The following is an 868-nucleotide window of genomic DNA, read 5'->3' as shown; positions in this document are numbered from 1 at the left end:
TTCACCTCGGGCGACACGGCGAGCGTGGCGGAGAATGCGGCGACCTCGACCGTGATCTACACGGCGGCGGCGACCGATGCGGATGCGACCTTCGGCGACATCAGCTACACGCTGGGCGGCGCGGACGCGGCGGCCTTCACGCTCGACGCCGTGACGGGCGAACTGACGCTCAACGCGAGCGCGGACTATGAGGCGAAGGCGAGCTACGACATCGTCATCACCGCAACGCAGGGCAGCACCAGCACCGACCAGGCGGTGACGATCAGCGTCATCGACGTGAACGACAATGCGCCTGTGTTCTCCTCGGGCGATGCGGCGAGCGTGGCGGAGAATGCGGACGCCTCGACCGTGATCTACACGGCGGCGGCGACCGACGCGGATGCGACCTTCGGCCCGATCAGCTACACGCTGGGCGGCGCGGACGCGGCGGCCTTCACGCTCGACGCCGTGACGGGCGAACTGCGGCTCAACGCGAGCGCGGACTATGAGGCGAGGGCGAGCTACGACATCGTCATCACCGCCAAGCAGGGCAGCACCAGCACCGACCAGGCGGTGACGATCAGCGTCATCGACGTGAACGACAATGCGCCGCTGTTCACCTCCGGCGACACGGCGAGCGTGGCGGAGAATGCGGACGCCTCGACCGTGATCTACACGGCGGCGGCGACCGATGCGGATGCGACCTTCGGCGACATCAGCTACACGCTGGGCGGCGCGGACGCGGCGGCCTTCACGCTCGACGCCGTGACGGGCGAACTGCGGCTCAACGCGAGCGCGGACTATGAGGCGAGGGCGAGCTACGACATCGTCATCACCGCAACGCAGGGGGTCACGAGCACCGACCAGGCGGTGTCGATCAGCGTCATCG

At 68.4% G+C, this 868-nt stretch carries 1 protein-coding gene; it reads left to right on the top strand.

What is annotated here, in order from left to right; genetic code table 11:
• Nucleotides 1–868: cadherin repeat domain-containing protein (locus ACETPF_RS20960; RefSeq protein WP_373936559.1), on the top strand; the 868-nt coding region annotated here is incomplete at both ends.

The organism is Sphingobium agrisoli, from assembly GCF_041877245.1.
Lineage (GTDB): Bacteria > Pseudomonadota > Alphaproteobacteria > Sphingomonadales > Sphingomonadaceae > Sphingobium.
Note: the sequence above shows the minus strand (reverse complement) of the source record. Positions and strands in the feature narration are given on the sequence as shown.